Below are 23,252 nucleotides of genomic sequence, written 5' to 3'. Positions count from 1 at the left end.
ATCGTGATAGATATTAGGTGGCAAATTCCGCAACTTTGTAATTTTTCGTCAGCGACTGTTGCGTGGTTGCGGGCACCGCGTCGTAATGGCTGAATTCAATGGTAAACGAGCCTTCTCCACCGGTCATGGATTTAATGCGCGATTGGTAATCGAACAGTTCGGCCAGCGGCATTTTTGCGCTGATCTGAGCCTTTTGTTTTTGCGTGGGGGTGGCATCGGTAACCATACCTCTATGGGAGGATATATCGCCAGTTATGTCGCCCATACAATTTGACGGCGCGATAACCACAACGTTGACGATGGGCTCCAAGACCATGGGCGCAGCCTTGGCTACGGCATCAAGGAAGGCTTTTCGGCCTGCAGCGACAAATGCTATTTCTTTGGAGTCTACAGCATGGAACTTGCCATCATATAAAATAACCCGTAAATCTTGCATGGGATAACCTGCCACGGCGCCTTCCTCCAGCATTTGCCGAATACCTTTTTCTACGGCGGGAATAAAGCTGCCTGGTATAACGCCTCCCACAATCTTATTCACAAATTCAAAACCCTGGCCGCGATCGATAGGTTCGATTTTTAAATACACTTCACCAAACTGTCCTGCACCGCCGGTCTGCTTTTTGTGGCGGTGGTGGCCATCTGCAGGTCGTGCAATAGTTTCGCGGTAATCGATTGTTGGCGGTTGAGTGTCGACAGTAAGATTAAAAACTGATTCCATTTTCTCGAGAGCGATACGCAAATGAAACTCGCCCACACCGTGAATCACCGTTTCATTCAAATTTATGCGATGTTCAATGCGCAGGCTGGGATCCTCTGCGCCCAATTTCTTGAGGGTTTCGGACAGCTTTTGCTCGTCGCCTCGGCGGGTGGGGTGCACGGCGAGGCCGTACATGGGGGAGGGGAAGTGCAGGGATTTTAGGTGGATGTGATCATCTTCGTGTGAATCGTGAAGAACTGAGTCGAATTCAATGTCGTCCACCTTGGCTATGGCGCATATATCGCCAGGCGTTGCCGTGTTAATTTCCTCCCGTTTACCGCCTTGCAGTTTGTATAAGTGACCGACTTTAAAGCTTTTGCGTCCATCGCCAATAAAAAGCAGGCTTTCGGGCGTAATGGTGCCTTGATGAACACGTAGTGCGGCGAGCTTGCCCATAAAGGGATCGATGGAAATTTTAAATACATGCGCAAGAATATGGTCGTCCGCTTTTTCTGAAAGCTCAATGGCTTCGTTGTCCTTTAAAAAGAGTGGTGTATTACCTTCTTTTGGGCTGGGCATTAATTGCGTGATAATGCGAAGCAGCTCGGCAATGCCGGTTCCTGTACGGGCAGAGGTGAAGCAAACGGGGATTAAATGCTGGCTGCGCAATGCTTGATCGAATGGATCGTGTAGCTGCTCGGGTTGAAGTTCCTCTCCCTGTTCGAGATACAGGGCCATTAAATCCTCGTCAACCTCTACGACCTGATCAACCAGAGTGTCGTGGGCCTGGCTGACGGTACAAAATTCCGTGTTGGTTTTTTGGGGCTCGAAATAGCAATCGACGATGGATTCATGGCCGGGAACTGGCAAATTAAGAGGCAGGCATTCGCTGCCAAAACGCTGTTGAATATCGGTAAGTAATTCGGATAGATCGTATTCGGCGGAATCAATTTTGTTAATGATAATCAGACGACATTTCTCGCGACTCTTTGCGATACTCATCATTCGCTCTGTCACCATTTCTATTCCAGCGGTGGCATCTATTACAACGGCAACGCTTTCCACTGCGGGTAAAACACTGATACTGCGGCCAACAAAATCCGGGTATCCCGGTGTGTCCAGCATGTTAACGTGAATTTTATTCGATTCAAAACTACATACCGCCGTTTCTACCGAGTGCTGTAGCTGTTTTGATTGGGGATCGCTATCGGTTACGGTTGTGCCCCTGGTGATTTCGCCAAGCGCTGTAGTCGCGCCTGCTTCAAATAACAGGCGCTCGATTAAAGATGTTTTCCCGGCACCTGCATGACCGGTAAAGGCGATGTTACGAATGTTATTGGTGATTGTCATATCAAATCCCTGCTTTGAAAGGTGGTACTTGGGTGAAAAGTGGAGAAAGGATAAATGGGGTAATTAAATTAGAGGGCTGAGCTAGGCAGACGCTTCATGCGTTGCGCAGCGCGTAGATAGAGGGGCAGATACAAACGAGTCCCGGTCATAGTAGTCTCCCGAGAGAATGCACAGAACACCAGTCTGAACGATTCCTATTGGTATACGTTGATAGATGTCAATCTTCAATACTGTGCTACCACCTTGAAGTATAGCGGCTGAGATTGTTGTGCCACAAATCCCTCTAATCTGTGGCTGCTCTTCGCACTTTCTGGGGCTTTTAAATGTCCGTACCGAATGTGAGGGAAGTGTTTAATTTAACAAGGCGACGGAGCGTTAATATGTTCCCACTAAGTCTGCGTGCTGGCGTGGGGCGTTGCCTGCCACCCCCCCGTTTTTCCAATTTACAGGGTGATGGTGATTTTTGGGCCGAGGTGGTGAAAACTCATATTCATTAGCTTTTCTCACCACCTTTTTCCTGGCCAAATTTATCAATTGTGGCGTAAGAAATTTCGAAAAATAAAAAACTTTAATTAAATCAGTGTGTTAATTGTTGGGCTGAAGTTGGCACAGTTTCTGATAACAACTGGGTGTGTGGTTGACATCGTTTTTAATATCGCGGATCTTTCAACTTTAAGATACGTCCGCGATCCACTTATTCAGGAAATGTTTATCAGGAGATTGATAATGAGTACGTATTTTTCAAAAATTGTTGTGGCATCGGTTTTCGCGTTTATGTTTTGTTGTGGTACCGCTAGTGCACAACCGTTTAATAATGTTGTTCCCTCTGTGGTGCCTTCCGTATCCGGACATGATTCATTGCTGCCCCTGGTGCAGGTGAAGCTGGAAGAATTGAACGCGACGTTAGATAGTGTGGGCGTGCGGGATGTGCAGCTTGAAGAGGATAGAGAGAACGAAGAGCTCGTCAATACTCCGTTGCCTAGTGATTATGTCGACAGTCTGGTGATCAATTAAGAGGATACATTCAACTTAGTTAAACCCCGGAGTCGTGGTAAACTCGATTACTTTTACTACAGCACGATTACCGGGGTATATGCTTTTCTTATGAGATCCGATCTTTTAAATTCCCGCCATTTTTATTGTGTTTTTAGTATGTTTTTTTTGCTTTCGAACCCTGTTTTATCGGGAGTCGATGAGGCGTGGCAATCGGTAATCCTGGGGGACGAAAAAATTGGCTATCGCTCTGTCGTTAGCAAAGCGGAAGGGGGTAAGCTGATTACGACCGAAACGCTGGTCTTACATACGCGGGTTCCGGGGCAAGCGGTAAAAAAATCTGCGACCACTTTAAGCTACGTGGAAACCGATAGTGGTAAGCCGTTGGAAATCCGAAAAACCGTTATCTCTGAGCATGCATCACACAGCATGCGGGCCTTGGTTAAAGGGGATCTGCTCGTTGTGAGCGAAGAAAATACACGAAGGACAAAACAGGCTTACAGATTGCCAAAAGATTTTTCCTTGCGAGAAGGGGTTCGGAAAAAGTTACTGGCGCGGGCTAATCAATCGGTTATCGAATACAGTTTTTGGAGTTTTTCCAGATTAGCCTTCGAGAAAGTTCGCCTAGAGATACTGGCGGCGGAAGCGGGGTCGGGCTTTCAATGGAAAATGGTTCGCACGAAGCCGGAACAAAAAAATAGCGGAAAAGCAGTTCTTTATACCGATGGAGATTATCGTATTTTAAGGGAGTCTTCGCAGACCTCCGGTGAGGCTTTTGTTATTGAGACCTGCGACCAGCAATGTGCAAAAGCTGATGTAACACCCTTACAAAATGTTTATCGTCAACTGATTAAATCACCTTATCGTATTACAGATACCGCCTTGCGCGGAAAGATTCGCTATGAGTTGGAAGGCAACGTCACGCTACAAATCCCGGCAACGTTTGAACAAGCCGTCGTGCCAACAGAAAAGGGGGTGCGGATAGAGGTTTGCTCCCGTTGCGGCACCGAGGGGTTGCCATCAAAAAAAGTTTTAGAGAGTGCGCTTGGCAGTAGTTATTGGCTGGACTTTCACGATACGGCAATTGAAAGAAAGGCCGCTTCGCTGCTTTCTGGCAAGGAGTTAAGTGCTGAAAAAAAAATGAAACGTCTCACCCGTTTCGTCACTCAGCATATGAAGGGCGGCGAAATTATCTATTCCGGTTATGCTACGGCATTGCAGGCATTGGCGACAAAAAGTGGCGACTGTACTGAGCAAGCTCTGCTGCTGGCGGCCCTGGGGCGGGCGGCGGGTGTGCCTACTCGCGTTGCAGTTGGCCTTACCTATAGCAATGAACGCTTTTATGGTAAGTCGTATGTGTTTGTACCTCACGCATGGGTTCAAGCCTGGGTAGGAGATCGATGGATGAGTTTTGATAGTGGTATGGAAGGGTTCACTTCCGGTCATCTTGTGCTGGGCTTGAGCAGCGGCGAGCAGGCAGAATTTCTAAAGATTACGCAGCAGCTGCACGGGCTGAAGATTGTCTCCGCCGCGCAGCTGAAATTGCGTCAGTGATTACTCTTCAATAACCGGAATGTCTTTCAAAGCTTCTTCGCTGGCGTCTTCACTCGCTGGGAAGCTGATAGCGTCCTGGCTCTTAACGGCACCCATTACGGTCATTTCTTCCATTTGCTGAGCGGCTTCATCAGCTGTTACAACCAATGAACTCAAGGAAAAAGAAAGGGTTACGGCTACAAGGGAAAATAATTTCTTTAACATAATGGTGTTATCTCCTGGCCTAACTTAAGGCTTTTGCATAATGAGCCCCTTGGGGCTCATGGCTTGTTCGTGTTTGTCTGGTAAAGGTTTTGCTTTCCGTTTTGGGTTAGCCCACCTTTTGGGTAATTATCAAGCAGAAATATGACGCCTGAATGACAGTTATATTTCACGTTGCGATTTTTTTACCTGGCGAATACCGGGGATGGTGGAGAATAGTGTGTGTGCACGACTTAACAAACGCTATTTAAAATAAGGGCTTAGGGAGAAAAAAGTGCCGCAGCAGGGCTTGCCGCAAGCGGCGCAGGGTCAAATAATTACTGCTATGCGGAAATCGACACTAGAAATGTTTCTGTCATATTTGGGGGGAAGAGCTGCACTGGTAGCAGCTGGGTTTGCGCGGGCAAACAGCACCTCTGGGGCAAATAAGTCGGGCTTCGCCCTCAATTCCTCTGGCCACCCATGCAATGTTGAGAATACGTGCAACGCTGCTTAAGTCATTTTTTATCGCATTGGGGATTAGGGCGGATCCTCCGTGGCTAATGCAGTGCTGTTTCAGGGCCGAGGCCATATCCAGAGCATTTTGCCCCTGGGCCTGAATGGCGGGGTTTAGTTCAATTCCGGCGCAGAGGACATGGGCGTGACCGGCGAGATCCTCGACATAAATAGATTCACAGCAGTAGATACGTGGCTCGTCGTTAACGTTCATAATTGAAATTTGCGAGGCTGTGCCATTTACCGGGTGATCGAGCATTCTAAAAACTGACCAGTGATGGCAGGGGTCGTTAACCGCGCGCATATTTCCCCAAGGTAGCGGAATACCGTTGCCGCGATACACTGCTTTCAGCTTGCCGGGGGCGTAGGCATCGAAGTAGTGCCAGTGGGGGTAGGGAGAGACGGCGGTCATACGGCGCATGGCCACCGATTCAGAGACGTCCACCATCGCGCCAACATTTATTTCGTAGCTTTGGCGATCAAGCATCTGCCGGAAGGGGACTTTTGGGCAGAGCAGGGCGCCGGCAAAAAAGCTGCACTCGAAGTCGCGCCATGCGTGAAGAATATCCTGAGGGTCGACAATGGAGGTTTGATTACTGGAGATGTCTTCTTCCAGCAGAGTGCTACTTTGACCGTGACCGGCAATCAACACATTTTTTACGGCGTGTTTATCGTGCAGTACACAGTGACCAATATGGACGGCGAGATCATATTTAAAGCGTCTTGGGCGGGAGAGTAGGGCGCGGTTGACATGTATGGTTCCCGGCGGCTCGTAGCAGGAGGTCACCACACAATTTTCGCCCTCACAAAGATCATCTTTCGCTATGTTGGGGGGCGTATCAAACAGCTGAATCTCCAGGCCCATTGACTTAACGATATCCATAATATCGTCATTATTTAAAGGCAGGCGCTTGTGGCCCACATCCTCTGCTGCGCGCTCCAGATCGGGGAAATGGTTTTGATGGTGCTCCTGATGGGCACGAATTAGCAAGTGTGCAAACTGGCGGCCCGTCGTGCCGGTTTGAGAGAGTAGTTCAGGAATGGCAATTTGCAGAATTTCATTGGAAAACAGAAAGTTTGGTTCCAGAGCCATACCGTCCACACCGCCGCGGCTGCCCTTTACCGGGGTGAGATCCTGTTCGTCTGGCACATCATCGAGAAACCATTCGGTTTTTTTTTGAAAAACAGCGGCAATCACTTCCAGCATACCTCCGCTGGGCACACGTTTACCGCGCTCGATCATCGACAAGTAGGATACTGAGGGCGCGGATTCGGCATCTACTTTTACACAGCGCGCCGAGAGGTCTTCCATGGTTAGATGATTGCGCTTACGCAAATTACGTATTTTTGTGCCGAGGAAGTGGGCCTTCCGCAGCAGGCTTTTGTTGTCCTTCATTTTGTAAAATTCACAGTGTGAAATTTCTATTGTGAAATTCTAGCACCCACTCACCTACACTGTGTTGCAAGCAAGCGCGAACAGTGAACATCCTTTTGCACTTTGCGACGAGTTCGTTGGCAAGTGTACTCCTACTAAAAGAGGTGCATCATTTTTTAAGCGCCAATTACAGTCAAAAAATTGAAGTGAAACGGGTACCCGTCATGAATATTCCACTCGAAAACAGCTGTCTTATCAACGATGAATTTTTTCAATTTATCAATGATGAGGTATTGCCTTTAACGGGCTTACCACAGGCAAAATTCTGGAATGATTTATACCGCCTTATCGATGAGTTTATGCCAGTTAATCGCGAACTGCTCACGAAGCGAGATCATTTACAGAAAAGAATAGACGATTGGCACAAAGCTCATCGTAATCAGGCCTTTAATGCGGATGCTTACAAAAGCTTTCTGCAGGAGATCGGCTATCTATTGCCCGAAGGCGATAGCTTCCAAGTAGGTACTGAGCATGTCGATAGCGAGATAACCACCATTGCCGGGCCGCAATTGGTTGTGCCGTTAAAGAATGCTCGCTTTGCCCTTAATGCGGCGAACGCGCGCTGGGGAAGTTTGTACGATGCGCTCTACGGTAGCGATGTCATTCCCCAAACCGAGGGTTTAAAGCCATGTAAACGCTACAATCCTGCGCGTGGTAATCATGTTATCCAGTATGCCAGGGAGTTCCTAGACGAAGCCTTTCCGTTGGCTCGTGGCTCGCATCAGGATGTCACCAGCTACGTGGTTTATTACCATCACCTGTTGGCATTTTTCCCCGACGGTACGGAGAGTGGTCTAAAACGCCCGGGTCAGTTTGTTGCGCTCTGCGGGCATAAAGATGATCCAGAATCGATTCTGCTGAAAAACAACGGTATGCACGTTGAAATTCAATTCGACCGAAACGGTAGCAACGGTTCGCACGACCTTGCGAATATACAGGACGTTTTGATTGAAGCGGCGGTTACCACGATTATGGATTGTGAAGATTCCGTTACTGCTGTCGACGCCGAAGATAAGGTAGAGGTTTATCGAAACTGGCTGGGTTTAATTCGGGGCGATCTAAAATCCACCTTCGATAAAGGCGGTGTGACCTATACCCGTCGAATGAATCGCGACAGATTTTACACCTGTGCCGATGGTGATGAGTATCGCCTGCACGGTCGCTCGTTGTTATTAAATCGCAATGTGGGCCATCTAATGGAAAGCGATTTGATGCGGGATAAACAGGGCAATTTTGTGCCGGAAGGCATACTCGATACGGTAATTACTTCGTTGATCAGTTCTTTGGATTTACAACGCGAAAACGCATCCATACGTAACAGTCGAAGTGGCAGTATCTATATTGTTAAGCCCAAAATGCACGGGCCGGAAGAGGTTGCGTTTACCTGCCGTTTATTCGCGTGCACGGAAACCATGCTTGGCCTAGAGGAAAATACTATTAAGCTCGGCATTATGGATGAAGAGCGCCGCACAACGGTGAATCTAAAAGAGTGCCTCCGCATTGCCAAAGAGCGGGTAGTGTTCATCAATACCGGGTTTCTTGATCGCACCGGTGATGAAATTCATACCAGCATGCAGGCCGGCGCCTTCTTTCCTAAAGCCCAAATAAAAGATCAGCCCTGGATTAAGGCCTACGAAAACTGGAATGTGGATATTGGTTTGGAGTGCGGGTTGCCGGGGCACGCGCAAATCGGCAAGGGTATGTGGCCCATGCCCGATGAAATGAATCAAATGATGATGTCAAAAATCGATCATCCGCAGGCTGGAGCCAATACTGCATGGGTTCCTTCTCCAACAGCGGCGGTATTGCATGCGATGCACTACCACAAAATTAATGTACGCGATGTTCAGGGGGAGTTGCGTGATCGGCCGAGGGCAAGTTTGGACGATATCCTAAGTATTCCATTAATGCCGAAAGCCTACGAACTAAATACGCAGGATATTGAGCAGGAGCTGGAAAACAATATTCAGGGAATTCTTGGTTACGTCGTTCGCTGGGTCGAGATGGGTGTTGGTTGTTCTAAAGTGCCGGATATTAATAATATCGGCTTAATGGAAGACCGGGCAACGCTACGTATTTCCAGCCAGCATATCGCTAACTGGCTATGCCACGGCATCTGCACGCAAGTACAGGTGGAGAACGTTATGGTTCGTATGGCGGCTGTAGTGGATAAACAAAACGAGGGTATTTCAGGGTATCGAAATATGACACCCGATACAGGGCATAGTCTCGCATTTCAGGCGGCTCGGGATCTAATTTTTCTCGGCATCGATCAGCCAAATGGTTATACCGAACCTTTGCTGCACGAATATCGATTGCAAGCTAAAAGACGGTAGCCCGCTCACCTATTAACCCCGCACCAGGGTTCAATAGACCATTCTCGCTAACGCGGGAATGGTTTAGGGCTCTCTGCGCAAATTTTTCAGAAAAGTCTGAGGTTTATATGAATAAATACACGGTAGAATCAAAACATGCTTCCAAGACCATCTCTTCACACGGGCGTTCCTGGGAGACCATTAACCCGGAATATGTAGCCCGAATGCGCTTGCAAAATCGCTTTGAAACCGGATTGGATATCGCCCGTTATACCGCCACTATTATGCGTGAAGATATGGCGGCCTACGACAAAAACCCGGAGCAGTACACACAATCGTTGGGCTGCTGGCATGGCTTTATCGGCCAGCAAAAAATGATCTCCATTAAAAAGCATTTTGGCACGACCAAAGGCCGTTATCTATATTTGTCGGGTTGGATGGTCGCAGCTATGCGCTCAGAGTTCGGCCCTCTACCCGATCAGTCCATGCATGAGAAAACGACTGTTCCCGAGCTGATCGAGGAATTGTATACATTCTTGAAGCAGGCCGATTCACGAGAGCTTCGCCATTTGTTTAAAGATATGGACGACGCAAAAAAATCGGGTGATACAGTTAAATCAAAATACCTTCAGAAGTGTATCGACAATTTTGAAACGCATGTCGTACCCATTATTGCCGATATTGATGCGGGCTTTGGCAATGAAGAAGCGACGTACCTGCTGGCGAAAAAAATGATTGAAGCAGGGGCCTGTTGTATTCAAATTGAAAACCAAGTGTCCGATGCAAAACAGTGTGGTCATCAAGATGGCAAGGTAACGGTTCCCCATGAGGATTTCTTGGCCAAAATTAATGCAGTGCGTTACGCATTTCTAGAGTTGGGCGTAGATGACGGTGTTATTGTTGCGCGCACGGATTCTTTGGGTGCTGGCTTAACGCAGAAAATTCCAGTCTGCCAAAATGATGGTGACCTTGCACAGCAGTACAATGAGTTTATTGACGGCGATGAAATTACTTCTCTAGACAGTTTAAAGACCGGTGATCTGGTTATTTCTCAGCGTGAAAGGCATATTAAAGTTAAGCGTATGGCCAATGGATTGGTTCGCTTTAAACCAAATACCGGAGAAGATCGTGTCGTACTGGATTGTATTACATCGCTTCAGCACGGCGCAGATCTTTTGTGGATAGAAACTGAAAAACCGCACGTTGGCCAGATTTCCGGAATGGTCAAACGTATTCGCAAAGTTATTCCCAACGCCAAGTTGGTGTATAACAATAGCCCGTCCTTTAATTGGACCTTGAGCTTCCGCCAGCAGGTTTTTGATAACTGGCAGGAGGAAGGGCGGGATGTATCGGAGTATCAGCGTGACAATTTAATGAGCGCCCAATACGACAGCTCTGAATTGGCGCAAGCGGCGGATGAGCGAATTCGCGCATTCCAAAAGGATGCTGCCACTCAGGCGGGAATTTTCCATCACTTGATTACGCTGCCAACGTACCACACGGCTGCGGTTTCAACCGACAGTTTGGCGCGGGAATACTTTGGTGAGCAAGGCATGCTGGCCTATGTGAAAAATGTTCAGCGCAAGGAAATTCGCGAAAGTCTGGCCTGTGTAAAGCATCAGGACATGTCTGGCTCAAATATTGGCGACGATCATAAGGAATATTTTTCAGGTTCTCAGGCGTTAAAGGCCTCGGGTGAGCTGAATACTATGAATCAATTTTCGTAAAAGCCCTCGGAGATGTAAGCGCGCAGCTTTTGCTGCGCGTTCTTTTTACGCAATAAAACCCTTCAACCACAAATCAAACAATTCCGTATCCCGTGTTGCTGTGAATTCATTCGGGCGATGAATGTCCAGCTCAATGTTAACCAGTCCAATCAGTAAGACCCACAAACTATTGGTGATTAGATCGGCAGTGTAGGACTGCGTAAGTTCTCCAGCGGCATGTAAGCTCGTTATCGCTGTTTTGATTGCGCCGTAAAGGTTGTTTTTGTTCTGATTAAGGTAATCCTGCAGCTCCGATGACTCCTCCGTGATTTCAACACAATTCATCGTGATTTTAATTGCCTGCGTGAAACTGGGATCCTCGTTAACGAGCCCAAACATGTTGTGCATTTGCTTTACAAACTTTTCCAGTTTTGGTTCCCTTTGCAGCTCTTTCAGCTTGGTTACCATGTCTTGGTGTACGTGTAGCGCCCCCCTATCCCATAGCGCCATAACAACCCAATCTTTATTGGGGAAATGCCAGTAAACCGCGCCGCGCGTCAACCCCGCATTCTTCGCTATATCGTTAAGGGTTGTATTTGTCACGCCTTTCAATATGAACAGTGCGGCGGCGGAGTCCAGCAGTGCATTGTATGTTTTCTCGGCTTCTTCTTTCGTTTTTCGCATGGTTTTATAAGACCTGTTGCTTGCGTTCGTAACCTACTGACTATAGTATACGTACATTCGTGAATGTATGTAAATGTTTGTGTCAAATTTCTCTCCAAGCAATCCAATCCTGTAATAAAAGGTTTTATATGAAAGCTCGTCTGTTTGTACCCCTTATATTGATGTCGATAGTGTTTCTCTCCGCTTGCGGGGAAGATATGGGCTCTAAGGCTACTGCGGTTGAGCTCGTGCGCCCGGCAAAATTGGTGGCGGCGCTACCCTTTAGTGCTGATGTATTGCGTCAGTTTCCTGGTACTACGGAAGCGTCGAGCAAGTCGGATCTGGCGTTTCGGGTGGGCGGGCAGTTGAATGAGTTGCTGGCGGTTCCGGGGAAAGCTTACAAAAAAGGTGCGCTACTGGCTGCGTTGGATGAAGCGGAGTACCGCAATCAATTGGCCGATAGGCAGGCGCATTTTCAGCTGGCTCAGTCGCAGTTCAAAAAAATGGAAAAGCTTTTGTCAAAGCAGTTTATCAGCCCTTCGGAGTTTGATGCCGCAGAAGCCCAATTAAAGGCTGCAGAGGCTGCGTTGGCAATAGCCAAAGACAATCTTCAACACACGCAGCTAAAGGCTCCTTTTGATGGTGTGGTTGCCCATTTACAGGTCGAGAATTATCAAACGATAGGCGCGAATATAGTGGTTATGCAGTTTCGTAGTGAGGGAACGATGGATGTTCGCTTTAGCATTCCCGAAAGCCTTTTGGGGCAGCTCGATAAGTCGGTAGATCCCACACAAATCTGCTCCAGCGTGCGCTTTGTCGCCTACCCTATAAAAGCCTATACCGCCTGTTTTAAGGAATATGATTCCAATCCTGATCGCCTTACCCGCTCCTACAGCATTGTTTATCAGTTGCCGTCGATTGCCGAATTTCCTGTGCTGCCAGGGATGGCGGTATCGGTGGAGCTGGATCTTGGCCCCTATCTTAGCAGCGGTCCTTCTGAGGCTGTGTTGGTGCCGGTGGAAGCGGTTTTTCAGCGCACCGATCAATCCATGGTATGGAAGCTGGATGAGGATATGCGTGTACATCAAGCCCTAGTAGCTGTCGCTGGCGTAGAGCAGGGCTATCTCATAATTGAGGAGGGCTTGGTTGCTGGTGATACCGTTGTTGCCGCGGGTGTTAGCTACTTGAGCGAAGGCTTGCAGGTAAAGCCCATCATTAAAGAACGCGGTCTGTAAATCAAGCTCGGGGAATAAACATGAAACTAACTGAATATACTATTACCCGGCCAACCATTTCTTGGATGGTTGTGGTTTTACTGATTGGCGGCGGTATCTTGTCTTTTTTGGACTTGGGTCGTTTGGAAGATCCGGCCTTCACCATTAAGCAGGCCGTGATTGTAACCCGCTACCCTGGAGCGTCTGCGCTGGAGGTGGAAGAAGAGGTTACCTTGCCGATCGAAAATGCCATCCAGCAATTGCCCTATGTGGACGATATCGTTTCTGTATCCACTGCGGGTCTTTCGCAGGTGGAAGTGGAAATGAAAAGTTACTATCGCAAAGATGATCTTGCACAGATTTGGGATGAAATGCGACGCAAGATCCGCGATATGGAGGCACAGCTGCCGCCTGGCGTGAGCGCGCCCATAATCAATGACGATTTTTCCGATGTTTATGGTAGCTTTTACGCCGTGACCGGTGAGGGCTTCAGCTACGAAGAAATTGCCGACTATACGGATTACCTGCGCCGCGAATTGGTCCTGGTGGAAGGTGTTGGCAAGGTGATTGTCAGCGGTCGCCTCAATGAGCAGGTCTTTATTGAGGTCGACAAAGCCAAGTTGTCGGCGTCTGGTTTTTCTTTATCGACCATTCAACAGCTATTACAGAGCCGCAGTATTGTCGCCGATGCGGGACACCTTCAAATTGGGTCGGAATACCTGCGTATCGAACCCAAAGCACTGGGCAATGGGGTTGAGAGTAGCCTAGCCGGTTTGTTGCTGGGCAGTGCCGAAGGAAAGCTGGTTTACCTGGGAGATGTCGCCAATATATCCAAGGGCTATCAGGATCCGGCTTCTCATATCTATCGTTTTAACGGACATCAAGCTTTGGCGCTGGGCGTTTCTTTTGCCTCAGGGGTGAATGTGGTGGAGGTGGGTAAGCTCTTGGACGAGCGTTTGCTCCAGCTAGAGTCCCGTCGGCCGCTGGGTATGGATGTTACGGCAATCTACAACCAGCCCGCGCAGGTTGAGACCTCGGTTTCCTCGTTTGTAGAAGGTTTGGTGCAGGCGGTTGTGATCGTGATTGTGGTGTTAATGTTTACCATGGGGTGGCGACCAGGCGTGATTATGAGCGCGATTCTACTGCTGTCCATTTCCGGCACATTTATCGTTATGCGAATGTTCGATATCGATTTGCACCGCATATCCCTCGGAGCGTTGATTATTGCTTTGGGTATGTTGGTGGACAATGCCATTGTGGTGGTGGAAGGCATCATGATCAGCATTCAGCGTGGTGCATCGCGTATGACGGCGGCCATTAAAATTGTCTCCCACAATCAGTTACCCTTATTGGGGGCCACGGTTATTGCTGTTACGGCCTTTGCGCCTATTGGTCTATCTCCAGATGCCTCCGGTGAGTTTACGGGAAGCCTTTTCTGGGTATTGTGTATTTCGTTGATGATCAGTTGGGTACTGGCCGTAACTCTTACCCCTTTCTTCTGCTATTTGCTGTTTAGCGACAATGACACAGCTGCTAAGGGAGAGGAAATACGCGATCCCTATCGGGGTGTTTTTTACGGAACGTATCGTGCTGTATTACATTTTTGTTTGCATTATCGCGGTTTGGCGGGGCTGGGGTTGGTCGCTCTATTAGTATTGGCGGTACTGGCTTTCGGCAATGTGCGGCAGGCGTTTTTCCCCGACAGCTCACTGCCCTTGCTGCAGGTGGATTACTGGTTGCCAGAGGGCACGAGCATCCATCAAACCGAAGCCGAACTGGAACAGTTGGATCAATACATTCTGCAGCAGGAGGAGGTCAAGCAGGTCACCGCAAGCATTGGTAGGGGGGCAGAGCGATTTATGCTCACCTATGCACCGGAAAAGGCCTATCCCAGTTTTGGACAGTTATTGGTGGAGGCCAAGTCGTTTGAATTGGTCCCTGCCTTGCGGGAAAAAATCGAGGAGTATATTCGGCAGAATAACCCCCAGGCGTTTGTGCGCTACACCCGCCCCAGTGTTGGCCCCGCAACAGCGGCCAAAATTGAAGCGCGGCTGATAGGGCCAGATCCACAGGAGCTGCGAGCACTTGGGCAGCAGGTTATTGCTCTGCTAAAGGAAAATCCGAACACCATCAATGTTCGGCAGGATTGGCGCGAACGCGCGAAAGTTCTGCAGCCGGTGTTTGATTCCGCCGCTGCTCGCCGTTTGGGGATTGGTCAGGCCGATTTAAATAATGCGATTAAATACAGTGTCAACGGGCAGCCTATTGGCGTGATCCGAAATGGCTCCGATATTTTACCCGTGCTTGTGCGGCCTCCCATACACGAGCGGGAGGGCATCGCCCAGCTGGAGCAAATTCAGATACACAGTCCCCTGAGCAACAGCTATGTGAATATTGGCCAGTTTGTGCAGTCGGTCGAGGTTATCTGGGACGATCCAATTATCAAGCGGCGAGATCGCAAGCGAACGCTGGCGGTTTTGGCTGACCCGGATGCAATGACCAGCGCCGCAGATTTGCACGCGGCTATCCGTGGGCCAATCGAAGCGTTGGAGTTACCGGAAGGTTACGAGCTTGAATGGGGTGGTGAATACGAAGCGCAGCAGATGGCGAACAAAGCGGTATTTGCCTTCCTGCCCCTGGGTGTGCTGGTCATGATTATTATTAACGTGCTTATGTTTAACTCAGTGAAACAAACCCTGGTGATCTGGTTAACGGTGCCGTTGGTAATCGTTGGAGTATCTTTTGGGTTGCTTGTAACAGATTCGCCCTTCAGTTTTACCGCCCTGCTTGCCGTGTTGAGCTTAATTGGTATGCAAATTAAAAATGGTATTGTGCTGGTGGAAGAAATAAAAAGGCAAAACGAAGAGGAGGGTGAAAACTGGCACGATGCTATTAGCCACGCTGCGGTAAGTCGTTTGCGCCCTGTGACCATGGCGGCCGTCACCACCATTCTAGGCATGATCCCGCTGCTAACCGATGTGTTCTTCCAGCCGATGGCGGTAACTATTATGGCGGGCCTGGGTTTTGCGACTATTCTTACACTTATTGGTGTTCCGGTATTGTTTGCACTTTTGTACGGTGTAAAAGAATAAGTGATGATTCCTTTAATACGGGCGCTGTGTTTCTACAGCGCCTTTTTTGTTTTCCTTCTCTCCCCAAAAACATTTAGTGCCGACGACAATATACGTTTTGTTAGTTTCCTCGTGGAAAACGATGTGTTTTTTCAGGAAGACGGTGGATACACCAACGGTTTTGCCTTTTCCTTCGGTAAAGGAATAAATGGCCCGTTTAGCGAAAGCAATATTCCGGGCCTTCTATACAGTCTTATCGGTGATAGTTACCTAAATCGGAGCAGCGTTAAATCCCGCGGTATTAGCTACCAGTTTGCGCAGGTTATGAGTACGCCAGAAGATATAAAAACAGAAGCGCTATTAAAAGATCAACAGCCTTATGCGGGCCTGATTCTGGGTCGGATTAATGTTTATGCGCTGGATAAAAGGTTAAGTGATCGCCTGGGTATCATCGTCGGTATGGTTGGCCCGGCAACGGGAACCGAGCAAACTCAAAAAATCGTGCATAGGCTAATTGGTAACGATGAGCCCATGGGTTGGCGCCATCAATTAAAAGATGAACCAGTTCTTCGCGTGGAAGCCTCTCGCTCAAAACGATTTTGGGAAGACAGTTTTGGCGATGGTTTGGGTATGGATGTGTCGGGTATCGCGCATGGCGGTATCGGGAATTTACACAGTGATCTGGGCTATACTATTTCCTGGCGATTTGGCAGGGAGCTTAACGGGTCATTTCCGCCAGCCATGAACCTCCCTGGTCGCGAAGTGAATCCTACGGCCGGTATGGCTGGAAAACATTGGCACCTGTTCGTGAATATGGATGTTCGCTACGAATTTAATAACCTGCTTATTGAAGGGAATACATACCAGCAGAGTCACGGTGTTGCACTGCGGCACGAGCAGGCGCAAATTTCCTTCGGTGCGTCAACTAATCTGGGGCGTTGGGCGGTTAGCTACACGGGTGCTTTTAGTTCTCGAGCGTACCGTGCACAACCCGGAATCGGTAAATTTGGTGCGATAAGTATTACCTATCGAATTGATTAGTGCGCCTATTGTTTGTATCGGCATTGGCAGGTACTTTATATCTGCTACTGTATCGCTAAAATTGAGTCGCGATGGTGCCGAACTTTTTTCTTAGCCAACGCTGAACGAGCCAAGTAGGCTCCTTCAGCGTTTAGTGTGCACTGTGTAATGCATAAGGTGCAGTGCAGTAGGCTTGCGGTGATTTAGTCACGCACTATAGCGATAAATAGTTCGCAACAAAATCGGCATCTTTATCGCCGCGTCCGGAAAGGTTAATTAATATCGTTTCTTCGGGAGACATTGTTTTGGCTATTTTCATGGCGTGGGCGACGGCATGAGCGCTTTCCAACGCAGGGATCAGCCCCTCCAGACGAGATAGCTGCATAAAGGCATCCATGCATTCACTATCATCGATGCTTGTATATTCCACGCGCTTAATATCTTTTAAGTGGCAATGTTGTGGTCCTACGCCCGGGTAGTCGAGCCCTGAGGCAATAGAGTACACCGGCAGGGGATTTCCATCGCTATCCTGTAGGTTGTAACACTCAAAGCCGTGTAGAGCTCCCTTGCTTCCGAGTGTTAAGGTCGCGGCGTGTTGATCGGTATCCAAGCCTTTACCTCCGGGCTCAACGCCTATCATTCTCACCGAGCTGTCGTCCAGGAAAGCCGTAAATAAGCCTATCGCATTTGAGCCTCCACCTACGCAGGCAACAAGCACATCCGGTAGCTTATTTTCTTTTACCAGAAACTGTTCTCGTGCCTCCTTGCCGACAATACTTTGAAAATCGCGAACTATTTTGGGGAAGGGGTGGGGGCCAACCACTGAACCAATAGCATAAAAATAATTGACAGGGTCCTTTAAATACTCTTCAAAGGCGCTATCCACGGCATCTTTGAGAGTCTGTGTTCCGCGCGTTACTGAAACGAGCTTACAGCCCAAAATTTTCATTTTAACGACATTGGGATGCTCTTTTTGGATATCGATTTCACCCATATGGATTTCACATTCGATTCCGACTAAGGCACAAGCTGTGGCAAGGGCTACGCCGTGCTGACCTGCTCCCGTTTCTGCCAAGACTTTCTTTTTACCCATAAACTTGGCTAACAGGGCTTCGCCTATGCAGTGATTAATTTTATGTGCGCCGGTGTGGTTTAGGTCCTCGCGTTTCAGAAAAATTCGGGCTCCACCCAGCTTTTCCGAAAGGCGTTTAGCGTAATAAATGGGGCTTGGACGGCCGACGTAGTCGGTATAAAGTTGGTGCAGTTCGCGTTGAAATTCCGCAGTTTTGGTAACTTTCTCGTAAGCTTCATCAATGTCATTCATTACCTTGACGAGTTCGGGGGGGATTATCTGGCCGCCGTATTCTCCGAAGTACCCTTTTGAATCTGGCATATCTGCATTTAACTTTGTCATCACTGCACCTTCTTCTGCTGTTTTTCATATAGGAAGCCAGACTAGCAAGACTGAAAAATAGGGTGTTGAGCGACATCAAAGGGCATGTCGCCAAGGTAGGTGTCGGCACTGAAAACGGTAAGTGCTGAGGGGATGTGAAGACTACAAAAGTAAGGATTGTTCTATGGGATAATAGCTAGACGCGGCGTTGATTAAACTCGAAGCAGTGAGTTCCCTAACGCCGTAGACTTCAACGGGAATATTGTATTTGGAACGTATTTTTTTAACTAAAATTTCAAAGTCGCCGTCACCAGAGACAAGCACAATCAGATCGGAATCCGCGGCATAATCCATTACGTCAATGGCAATTCCCACATCCCAATCCCCTTTTGAAGATCCATCCGAACGCTGAATATAGGGCTTTAACCTAAGCTCAAAGCCAATAGCTTTTAATATGTTCTGAAATTGCCTCTGTTTCTCATCTCCGCGATCAATGGCGTAAGCAAAGGCCTTGATAACTTGCCGGTCTGCTGTGGCCTGTGACCAAAACTTGTTGTAGTCAAAGTTCCTGTTGTAGGTGCTTTTTGTGGTGTAGTAAATGTTTTGGACGTCTACAAAAAGACTAATGTTTTTCATATTAATGTACTTTTTTGGTTAGATTTAAACATAGGTTTAATTTTAAATCGCAGTGTTACCGGGTTAATGTTTCTTTTATTTCTTCTCGCTCATCGTATAGGTGGATAGTCTCTAAAACACCGTCGCCATTATTGTCAATTTCAGATCTTGTCATTTTAATATGATCGAAATGTTGGGCTTTGACGACTCTTTTTGTTACTGGGGATAAAAATTCTATTTTTGTGAGGACGCCGCTCTTGAATTTCATTTGATGGTCCTTAAATCCATCTCCTGTAGAATCAGCGTTGGCTTGAGAAACATTTCCATATTTAAACCTCTCTTCGGATTCAAAATAGCCGTCAAAATTATGGTCAAATATGGAGCGATCAATTATTCCCGCTTTATTGTATTTGACTATACCGTCTACTTTTCCGTCTAAATTTCTATCGAGTTCAACCTTGGAAATAACGTCATTAACATAGGTCCATTTTTCATCAATGGATCCATCGCCGTCGTAGTCAATTCCGTTTGTTCTGACAGAGGAATTGTTATAGATGGAAAAAGTGGCTAGCCCTAAGATAAACCCGATAAGCCAGGTAAAAAATGAGTAAGATTTTTTCGTGGGGGGGGACTCCTCGTCACCCATAACTTGGGTATTGTCCCAATTCTCTATAATAGTACAGGCAGCAGTATAGTCTTCGTCCACGATCATAACGCGTACCAAGCCTATGGCTTGCAGCTCACCCACGCCCCCCTGCAATAACTCTCCATCTATGCGGCCCGATAGGCCCGCTTGCTCGAGTAAGTTTAATATCATATGGGCTTCTATTGAATTTGATGCTTCGTATACTAGCTTCATTTTAACTATGGCCCTATTCAACAGTGGGATTGGGGAGGAAAGCCAAAGCGTATACGGATATAGGGGGGTTGTCTTGTTTTGATATTCAGTGGTTGGTTGAGATTCCCCGTAAGATGACTACGGGGAATCTTTGTCGCTGTTTGGGCGTGACGTTGCTAAAGCGCTGGTGAACCGCTAGACCTTGAACCGATTAAGCGTGCTATTGAGGGTGTTGGTGTGCTGGAATATAATCTCTGCTGTACTTGCTGAAGTTTTGGCGCTCTCTGCAGTCTCGTCGGTTTGGTAGGTAATATTATTCATATTACGGTTAATTTCCTCGGTTGCTGTCGATTGCTCTTCAGCTGCTGCGGCTATCTGCACATTTAAATCAACAATTTGTTTTACTGCTTCGGTGATGCTGTTCAGGGACGCTCCGGCTTTAAGAGCGGTTGTGACGCTGGCAGATACTTTTTCTTGGCTCGAGCCCATTTGATCGACTGCCTGGTCGGCGCCTACTTGTAGTTGTTCTATAACATCTCGAATCTCCTGCGTCGACTCCTGAGTACGCTGCGCTAGGGTGCGTACCTCGTCGGCAACCACCGCAAACCCTCTCCCTTGCTCGCCGGCACGAGCTGCCTCAATCGCTGCGTTCAGAGCGAGCAGGTTGGTCTGTTCTGCTATGCCGCGAATAACATCCAGTACGGCTCCAACATTAACCGTATTTTCTTTCAGGTTTTGAATGGCGTTCGCCGAAGATTGGATATCGTTGGCTAGCCCTTCAATGCCCGAGACCATGGCCTGGACTATGCTCTGACCTTCCCCCGCACAGGATTCTGCCTGCTTGGCTTTTTCTGCCGCTCCCGTCGTATTGCGCGCAACTTCTGCGATCGTCGCACCCATTTCATTTATCGCTGCCGCAGCCATGCTAATTTCCTGGCGCTGATTGTCGAGGGTATCGCTGGTACGGGCACTCGCATCCTTGATAATGTTAGTGCTTTCAGAGAGCTCCCCGGAAGTATTTAAAATCCCTTTAATGCTTTCCTGCAATTTACCTATAAACTTATTGAATTCTGTTGATATTTGGCCAAATTCATCTTTACTACTTGCCTGCAGTCTCTGGGTAAGGTCGCCCTCGCCCTCGGCCATATCTGTGATTCGCTCGAGAAGCTGATTCAAGCGAATGAGCGCGAACCGGGGCAGTACAAACCACAGAAAAGCAACGGAAAGAATGCCAAAAATCAACAGGGCTGAGAGCTGAAAGACGGCGGCGTTTTTTTGAGTTTCGGCGTGTTCGCGCTTAAGTGAGGAGTATTGATGCGTCACTTCCGTGAGTTCATCAATAACACCGCGCATGGCATCAAATTCTTCGCTCGCTTTATTTATACTGAGATCAGCCGCTTGCGGCTGGTCTGATTCCATTAGTGAGATTATGTTGCGCACGGTAGACTGGCGCGCACGAAAATATTCTAAAAACTGTTCTGTTTTCTGGGTTATTTCCCGTTCGGCCATAATGTCAGCATATTTACCAACTCTTGTTTCCGCCTGCCCTAGGTTTTCTTCAATAGTCTGAATGAGTTGCTCTTGATTAACACTGCCCGGGGGCGCTAGCACCAGCATTCGTTCAGCCAACAGCGCTTGGTAAAGATCCCGGTCGGCTTCCAGTAAAAATTCGGTTGCAGGTAGATAGCCGTCCATCACCGCCTCCGCCTCTTTGGTCATGCGATTAACGTTGATGTAAGAGATTGCGACGATAACTAGCATTAGAGCCGCGATAAGAGCCAAAGGAATGCGCAGCTTCCAAGAAAAGCCAATATTGTTAAACCAGTTGTTCATATAAAGGGCCTGTTAGGAATGGCGTACTCTCTAAATATAGCTCAGCTCAAAATGTTTGCGGGTAATTGGTTGCAGGCGCTTCAAGGTCATTTCGTGCAGAGTGAAAATCGGGAGTGTTTACGTAAATAGAAGAGTGGCCGCGGGGAATATTTACCCTTTATTTATTATGGTTTTCTGGGGCTCAAGGGTCGTCAGGGTGTCGCCGAAAATATCGTGTTGGATGGCGCGCCTTTTTGGCGGCTACAATTTAGTCGCGTTGTTTGCAGGTTTTCCAAAGTATGGCATTGCTATATTTTTAGCTTTACGCCGTCTTGCTGGTAAACTGTTTTAGCGCCCGATCTCTCGATCATTTTGACGATGGCCGATTGAATAACTTCATCGTGCCTTGCATCAGATTTACTTTCAAATTTCTCCTCTAGTGATTCTGCACCTTCTTCAGCTACAAATGTAACGACGACTTCATTGGCGAGATCTTCGCTATGGCCAAAATAAGCTATGGACATCTCCGGGTATCCCTGGGATCCCATTTTTACTTTTTTGGCGATTCTTTTTTTGGACTTATCTACATTCATGTTCATTTCTCGGAAAAGATCTGATGCCTCGGCAGCGGGGCGGTTTGATTGAGCTACAGGTTAAATGCCGCGGGGGGCCGCGGTGAGATAATGCTAGGTATTTTGAGGTGCTTCCTCGCTCTGCAGGGTAAATCGTTACAGGCCCAGATCGGTAAGGCCTAGATGTTCATCGGGGCGACGGCCTAAGGGCCAGAGGTATTTTCTTTCCGCCTCTGAAATAGGTAAATCATTGATGCTGGCAATTCGTTTCTGCATTAGCCCGCTCTCGTTAAATTCCCAGTTTTCGTTGCCGTAAGAACGATACCACTTGCCCGAGTCGTCACGCCACTCGTAAGCAAAGCGCACCGCTATACGATTGTGATGAAACGCCCAAAGCTCCTTAACAAGGCGGTAATCTATTTCATTGCGCCATTTTTGGGTGAGAAACTCAACAATAGCCTCTCGACCTGAAAGAAATACAGATCGGTTTCGCCAAGCGCAACCGGGTGTGTATGCAAGGGATACGCGTTCAGGATCACGAGAGTTCCACGCATCTTCTGCCATGCGGACTTTTTGCGTTGCAGTGTTGAAGTTAAAAGGTGGTAAAGGTGGTCTTGAATTTTCAGTTGCGCTCACAGGTGTCACCCTAATATAGAAATGGCTTTAGCGAGACCTAATATTCCCTTGGCCGGTTTGTCTATACTACACCGTTTGAACGCCTTCAAAATACCCAAGAAAAAGAAAACACAATCTTTAAGCAAAATAGGTTAACGAATAAAATACGTGGCTAAAATTGTCCCCGAGTCCGGCACAGTCATGTCTTAGATTGCATCAAAAATATACACAAATACCAGCCTTAAAAAAATCCGCCAAAATTGCGATATTCTCATTTTTCTACCTGCTGGGAGTTGCTATAGGGGCGTTATCGCCTATATTTTTTGGATAGTTGTTTAGCTAAGGTATGTCGCGCTGGCTTCCATGTCGTATCCAGTATGGTGCGTTTGAATGCACCTAAAAGAAGGTGTGTCCTTTTTAAGTGCAACCACCATTACAGTGGTGTTGTATTTTACTTGGCGGGGGCTGCTATGTTAGTAGGGTTTGGCCGTCGTGGCTTGCTCTGTAGAGGTGGCGTGTGTTTTTGCTCTCGTTAGTTCGATAAAGGAGTGGTATCTTGTCCTTCGGTTTTGCCAGCTCCTGAGCGGCCCACCGTTACGCGCTAGTGAAGAGGTATCACTTCTTCGTTCTACGCTGACGATGAAGGTTTTCTCTGTCAAACGGCCTGTGGGCACGTCGCTGAATGGCGTTTCC

The 23,252-nt window shown here is 47.9% G+C and carries 17 protein-coding genes; 7 read left to right on the top strand and 10 right to left on the bottom strand.

Annotated features, from left to right (window positions below):
• Window positions 1-13 precede the first annotated feature (13 nt).
• Complete coding sequence (gene fusA / locus H5715_RS12190) at window positions 14-2,047, bottom strand: elongation factor G (protein WP_075187806.1); 2,034 nt, start codon at window positions 2,045-2,047, stop codon at window positions 14-16.
• A gap of 726 nt (window positions 2,048-2,773) precedes the next feature.
• On the opposite strand from fusA, the gene H5715_RS12185 reads away from it, so the two are divergent.
• Together H5715_RS12185 and H5715_RS12180 are read left to right on the top strand one after the other, a co-directional pair.
• On the top strand, window positions 2,774-3,061 hold the full coding sequence (locus H5715_RS12185; protein WP_075187805.1) for a hypothetical protein: 288 nt from the start codon (window positions 2,774-2,776) through the stop codon (window positions 3,059-3,061).
• A 138-nt stretch (window positions 3,062-3,199) separates the two neighbouring features.
• A complete protein-coding gene (locus tag H5715_RS12180) occupies window positions 3,200-4,594 on the top strand; it encodes a transglutaminase-like domain-containing protein (RefSeq protein ID WP_175574336.1) in 1,395 nt (464 codons plus the stop codon).
• Here H5715_RS12180 and H5715_RS12175 read toward each other — a convergent pair whose 3' ends face one another.
• Together H5715_RS12175 and H5715_RS12170 are read right to left on the bottom strand one after the other, a co-directional pair.
• The gene (locus H5715_RS12175; protein ID WP_075187803.1) at window positions 4,595-4,798 is read right to left on the bottom strand and encodes a hypothetical protein; all 204 of its coding nucleotides are present in this window, start codon (window positions 4,796-4,798) and stop codon (window positions 4,595-4,597) included. It abuts the gene before it with no gap.
• Between the two features lie 352 nt (window positions 4,799-5,150).
• Complete coding sequence (locus H5715_RS12170) at window positions 5,151-6,686, bottom strand: DUF3612 domain-containing protein (protein WP_075187802.1); 1,536 nt, start codon at window positions 6,684-6,686, stop codon at window positions 5,151-5,153.
• Between the two features lie 203 nt (window positions 6,687-6,889).
• Between H5715_RS12170 and H5715_RS12165 the strand changes: the two genes are divergently transcribed.
• Both H5715_RS12165 and H5715_RS12160 read left to right on the top strand, forming a co-directional pair.
• Window positions 6,890-9,061 carry a malate synthase G gene (locus H5715_RS12165; RefSeq protein ID WP_075187871.1) on the top strand — a complete coding sequence of 724 codons (2,172 nt, stop codon included), beginning with the start codon at window positions 6,890-6,892 and terminating at the stop codon, window positions 9,059-9,061.
• 107 nt (window positions 9,062-9,168) lie between these two features.
• On the top strand, window positions 9,169-10,767 hold the full coding sequence (locus tag H5715_RS12160; RefSeq protein ID WP_075187801.1) for an isocitrate lyase: 1,599 nt from the start codon (window positions 9,169-9,171) through the stop codon (window positions 10,765-10,767).
• A gap of 45 nt (window positions 10,768-10,812) precedes the next feature.
• On the opposite strand, the gene H5715_RS12155 is transcribed toward H5715_RS12160, so the two are convergent.
• Window positions 10,813-11,430 (bottom strand): TetR/AcrR family transcriptional regulator, encoded by a 618-nt coding sequence (locus tag H5715_RS12155; protein WP_075187800.1) that lies wholly within the window; start codon window positions 11,428-11,430, stop codon window positions 10,813-10,815.
• A gap of 128 nt (window positions 11,431-11,558) precedes the next feature.
• Here H5715_RS12155 and H5715_RS12150 point away from each other — a divergent pair, with 128 nt between their 5' ends.
• Genes H5715_RS12150 through H5715_RS12140 form a run of 3 tightly spaced genes read left to right on the top strand, consistent with a single transcriptional unit; the run spans window position 11,559 to window position 16,735 of the window.
• Window positions 11,559-12,644, top strand: coding sequence for an efflux RND transporter periplasmic adaptor subunit (locus tag H5715_RS12150; RefSeq protein WP_075187799.1), 1,086 nt, complete (start codon window positions 11,559-11,561; stop codon window positions 12,642-12,644).
• 20 nt (window positions 12,645-12,664) lie between these two features.
• Window positions 12,665-15,715 (top strand): efflux RND transporter permease subunit, encoded by a 3,051-nt coding sequence (locus H5715_RS12145; protein WP_075187798.1) that lies wholly within the window; start codon window positions 12,665-12,667, stop codon window positions 15,713-15,715.
• Window positions 15,716-15,718: 3 nt separating this feature from the next.
• Window positions 15,719-16,735, top strand: coding sequence for a lipid A deacylase LpxR family protein (locus tag H5715_RS12140; protein ID WP_083608237.1), 1,017 nt, complete (start codon window positions 15,719-15,721; stop codon window positions 16,733-16,735).
• A gap of 193 nt (window positions 16,736-16,928) precedes the next feature.
• Here the strand turns inward: H5715_RS12140 and trpB are convergent, their stop codons facing one another.
• The 6 genes from trpB to H5715_RS12110 form a co-directional block, all read right to left on the bottom strand.
• Window positions 16,929-18,128, bottom strand: a complete 1,200-nt coding sequence (trpB, locus tag H5715_RS12135; protein ID WP_075187797.1) for a tryptophan synthase subunit beta — start codon at window positions 18,126-18,128, stop codon at window positions 16,929-16,931.
• A gap of 141 nt (window positions 18,129-18,269) precedes the next feature.
• Window positions 18,270-18,743, bottom strand: a complete 474-nt coding sequence (locus H5715_RS12130) for a LabA-like NYN domain-containing protein (RefSeq protein ID WP_075187796.1) — start codon at window positions 18,741-18,743, stop codon at window positions 18,270-18,272.
• A gap of 55 nt (window positions 18,744-18,798) precedes the next feature.
• On the bottom strand, window positions 18,799-19,581 hold the full coding sequence (locus H5715_RS12125) for a putative signal transducing protein (protein ID WP_075187795.1): 783 nt from the start codon (window positions 19,579-19,581) through the stop codon (window positions 18,799-18,801).
• Between the two features lie 174 nt (window positions 19,582-19,755).
• Window positions 19,756-21,393, bottom strand: coding sequence for a methyl-accepting chemotaxis protein (locus H5715_RS12120; protein WP_075187794.1), 1,638 nt, complete (start codon window positions 21,391-21,393; stop codon window positions 19,756-19,758).
• 287 nt (window positions 21,394-21,680) lie between these two features.
• Window positions 21,681-21,965, bottom strand: coding sequence for a hypothetical protein (locus H5715_RS12115; RefSeq protein ID WP_075187793.1), 285 nt, complete (start codon window positions 21,963-21,965; stop codon window positions 21,681-21,683).
• Window positions 21,966-22,100: 135 nt separating this feature from the next.
• A complete protein-coding gene (locus tag H5715_RS12110; RefSeq protein ID WP_075187792.1) occupies window positions 22,101-22,580 on the bottom strand; it encodes a nuclear transport factor 2 family protein in 480 nt (159 codons plus the stop codon).
• Window positions 22,581-23,252 lie beyond the last annotated feature (672 nt).

Source organism: Teredinibacter haidensis (genome assembly GCF_014211975.1).
GTDB classification, from domain to species: domain Bacteria; phylum Pseudomonadota; class Gammaproteobacteria; order Pseudomonadales; family Cellvibrionaceae; genus Teredinibacter; species Teredinibacter haidensis.
The sequence above is the reverse complement of the archived record's forward strand: the minus strand, read 5'-3'. Positions and strand labels throughout refer to the sequence as shown.

Coding starts and splice junctions, on each gene's coding strand:
- fusA (WP_075187806.1), bottom strand. CDS start 2,047: ATGACAATCACCAATAACATTCGTAACATCGCCTTTACCGGTCATGCA.
- H5715_RS12185 (WP_075187805.1), top strand. CDS start 2,774: ATGAGTACGTATTTTTCAAAAATTGTTGTGGCATCGGTTTTCGCGTTT.
- H5715_RS12180 (WP_175574336.1), top strand. CDS start 3,200: ATGTTTTTTTTGCTTTCGAACCCTGTTTTATCGGGAGTCGATGAGGCG.
- H5715_RS12175 (WP_075187803.1), bottom strand. CDS start 4,798: ATGTTAAAGAAATTATTTTCCCTTGTAGCCGTAACCCTTTCTTTTTCC.
- H5715_RS12170 (WP_075187802.1), bottom strand. CDS start 6,686: ATGAAGGACAACAAAAGCCTGCTGCGGAAGGCCCACTTCCTCGGCACA.
- H5715_RS12165 (WP_075187871.1), top strand. CDS start 6,890: ATGAATATTCCACTCGAAAACAGCTGTCTTATCAACGATGAATTTTTT.
- H5715_RS12160 (WP_075187801.1), top strand. CDS start 9,169: ATGAATAAATACACGGTAGAATCAAAACATGCTTCCAAGACCATCTCT.
- H5715_RS12155 (WP_075187800.1), bottom strand. CDS start 11,430: ATGCGAAAAACGAAAGAAGAAGCCGAGAAAACATACAATGCACTGCTG.
- H5715_RS12150 (WP_075187799.1), top strand. CDS start 11,559: ATGAAAGCTCGTCTGTTTGTACCCCTTATATTGATGTCGATAGTGTTT.
- H5715_RS12145 (WP_075187798.1), top strand. CDS start 12,665: ATGAAACTAACTGAATATACTATTACCCGGCCAACCATTTCTTGGATG.
- H5715_RS12140 (WP_083608237.1), top strand. CDS start 15,719: ATGATTCCTTTAATACGGGCGCTGTGTTTCTACAGCGCCTTTTTTGTT.
- trpB (WP_075187797.1), bottom strand. CDS start 18,128: ATGACAAAGTTAAATGCAGATATGCCAGATTCAAAAGGGTACTTCGGA.
- H5715_RS12130 (WP_075187796.1), bottom strand. CDS start 18,743: ATGAAAAACATTAGTCTTTTTGTAGACGTCCAAAACATTTACTACACC.
- H5715_RS12125 (WP_075187795.1), bottom strand. CDS start 19,581: ATGAAGCTAGTATACGAAGCATCAAATTCAATAGAAGCCCATATGATA.
- H5715_RS12120 (WP_075187794.1), bottom strand. CDS start 21,393: ATGAACAACTGGTTTAACAATATTGGCTTTTCTTGGAAGCTGCGCATT.
- H5715_RS12115 (WP_075187793.1), bottom strand. CDS start 21,965: ATGAATGTAGATAAGTCCAAAAAAAGAATCGCCAAAAAAGTAAAAATG.